This window comes from Aquidulcibacter sp. (genome assembly GCF_049239865.1).
In the GTDB taxonomy this organism is placed as follows: Bacteria; Pseudomonadota; Alphaproteobacteria; order Caulobacterales; family Aquidulcibacteraceae; genus Aquidulcibacter.
The window spans coordinates 1-2975 of the sequence record NZ_JBMLTR010000172.1; the positions used below are offsets into that span (position 1 = coordinate 1).

The following is a 2975-nucleotide window of genomic DNA, read 5'->3' on the forward strand; positions in this document are numbered from 1 at the left end:
CTTCACCGAACCCTGAGGATGTTAAGCGCATGAAACTTGCTACAATTATGCACAACGGCGCGCGGCGTATCGCGCAAATTGAAGGCAAAGTGGCGCAGATTTTGGCAGCCCCGGGTGATGGACTTGGCGTGGTCTCCGCACTGCGTGGCCCTGCCAGTGGAAGGACAGTTGTTGAGGAAGTGCAACTCGATACACTTGAGTTCTTGGCCCCAGTCCCACAGCCACCGCGCATTTTTGGGATTGGCCTCAATTACGCCGATCACGCCGCCGAAACAGGTCGAGAGCCGCCTGCCATCCAGACTTGGTTTATGAAACAGATCACAGCGGTGAACGCGCCCTATGGCGACGTCGAGAAGCCCTGTGTTTCGGACATGCTCGACTTTGAGGTAGAGCTAGTCGTTGTTATCGGGGCAGAGGCGCGCCATGTGCCTGTTGAGCGCGCCCATGAGGTCATCGCAGGTTATTGCGTCGGATGCGACTATTCGGTCCGCGACTGGCAAAAGGCGACACCAACCATGATTATGGGCAAAGGCTTCAACACCCATGCCCCGTTTGGCCCGGTCTTGGTGACCGCTGACGAGATCGCAGATTTGGATCAGCTGCGCTTGCGCTGCTATGTTAACGATCAGCTGATGCAAGATGGTTGCGTGGCAGACCTCATCTTTAAAGTGCCGCAAATGATCGCCCATCTCAGTACCGCCTTTACGCTTTTGCCGGGTGACATCATCTTCACCGGCACACCTGCAGGCGTCGGCATCGCCCGCAACCCGCCGGTCTATCTGTTCGCAGGCGACACGGTACGATGTGAAATTGACGGCCTTGGCAAGATTGAGAACAAGATCGTTGATGAGGTGAAAGCCACCATTATCGCGTGAATGTAAGGCCCACGCGCCAAAGGGGCTTAGAGGTTTCCGATAGAATGCCCGCCCCTGAAATCGCCGTCATGATGCGGGTGCCTGTGATGTTTTCAGCTGAAGCGAAGACTTCAGTGTCGCGCCTTACTGGCCATGACACCCGCAGATCGAGTGCCTGATAGGCTTTCAGTTTGCGGGTATTGAGGTCATCCTCATAGCGCGCACCTTCGCCGCGCAAGGCGACATTCAACTGTGGCCCGGCCCTCAACGGTAGCGTCAACCCAACATAACTCGCCCACGGAGCTGACTGCGCAGGTCGCAGACCATTTAAGGCAGGCAGCAATCGCCCCCCGTCCACTTCAGCATCGACCAAAGACAAGCGCATTTCGACTGCTGGCTGCGGGCCAGTTCCATCTGCCATCCAGGTCAAGCCAGCCTCTAAACCCTTGGCTTGAATTTCCCCGGCATTGAGACGCTGACGCAGGGTGCCACCAGCTGGCAGGAAGCCAACACGGGGCAGCACACCTGGCCCCACCCCAATCGTCACATTGGTGATCGGGTCCTGCAACTTGCTGGCATAAAGCGTAAGACTGCCAGCCCAATCGCCACCAAGACCTTGCCAATCTGCCTCTAGGTCGACATCGACGCCGTCGAGCACTTCGGGCACCAGATCAGCATTGGCTTCAGTCACGTCATTGCCGACCCGAAAGGGGCGATGAAGTTCGTTCAAGCTGGGCGGACGGAAGGTTCGAAACAGGCTGATGCGCGCCTTCCCGCCCCACGCAAAAGTGGACAAGCGGCCAGTCGCAACATAGCCCTCCCGATCGCGGGAGGTTTCAGACAGCGTAACAGCGCCCGTCGCACGATCCGTCTCAAGGCGTTTTGCGCCATCATGTGCCCAACGGTCCAGCCGCAGCGTCGCGTCTAGGCCAAATTGTTCATCCTTAGAGAGAATGGCACGCGGCACATCGAGCCCGAAGCCCAACAAGTCTTGCTGGCCGCCTGCGACCCGCGTGCGGGTAAATCCCGTGCCGATAAAGCGGAAGAGTTCGCGGGTTTCGCCTTCGCTATGACGCCAATCCAAAGTCCATCTGGGGCTCCAACGGGCCAAGGCGGGGGCATAGATGACAGAAGCGCCTAGGGCCGAGGCTGGCGTCTCAAACTGATCGAGCGCCGGGGTCACACTGGCGCGGTCAACCGACACCGAAGTGGTTTGATTGGCAAAATCGCGGGTCTGGGCAAACAGGATCAAGCGCGCTTGGCCCCAATCACCTTGTAGCTTGCGGGCGCCGCTTAAATCGGCCCCACGGGCGGCACTACGGCCCCCTGAAGTGCCCGCCCCCTTTTCTTCCTCGAAGCCTGAAACGCGGAACGACCATTGCCCGTTATCGGCAGGAATTTCAGTGACCAAGGTCAGGGTGGAAGCATTGAAATCAGCGGGCAGATCGACTTTGCCGCGTTGTACCGGGCTAACTGGGATGAGGCCGTCACTCGTCTCATAGGAGGCCAAGGCCGTGATCGTACCGCCACCGGCAGCAACAGCCCCCCGTGCAGCAATTTGCATCGCCCCTTGCCCACCAGCCGATAGCCGCAATCGCGCTGGTCCACCACGAGCTTCAACCAGATCCAGCGCACCCGTTAAAGCCAGTGGCCCAAAGCCCGCACCCGCCGCCCCGCGACGCACATCGACCCGTTCCAAGAATAAAGGATCATGTCGCACCCAGAAAACCCAACTCCCAAATGGATCATTCTGCGGCACGCCATCGAGGCTGACTAAGGCGCGCCCAGCCCCATTCGGCGCAATCGGGCGAAGGGATAGGCCTTGAATGGTTGCATTTGCAGACCCGCTGGCCGTACGCCGAAACAGGCCAGTGCCCGGCGCTACCCGCAGGGCCTCGTCCAAGCGCAGGCCAATGCTGGACCCCAGCATTGTCTCATCCAGACTAATCTGCGCCCGCATAGAACGATCGGGTGGGAGCCGCTCTGCCCGAACGACAATAACCTCAGAGGCTGCTTCAGGGTCGGTTGCCCGTGCACTGACGATTGTATCTTGCGGTAAAGCCGTAGCTGGGCTTGCGAGGAGAAGAAGGCTGGGCCAAGAAAACATGCAAACAAACCTAG

Annotated in this window: 2 protein-coding genes; one reads left to right on the forward strand and one right to left on the reverse strand. The window is 59.0% G+C overall.

Annotated elements, in window-relative coordinates:
- Window positions 1-875: fumarylacetoacetate hydrolase family protein (locus ACOVRA_RS12010; RefSeq protein WP_421720494.1), on the forward strand; the 875-nt coding region annotated here is incomplete at its 5' end.
- On the opposite strand, the gene ACOVRA_RS12015 is transcribed toward ACOVRA_RS12010, so the two are convergent.
- Window positions 865-2975: TonB-dependent receptor (locus ACOVRA_RS12015; protein WP_421720495.1), on the reverse strand; the 2111-nt coding region annotated here is incomplete at its 5' end. The genes ACOVRA_RS12010 and ACOVRA_RS12015 overlap by 11 nt on opposite strands.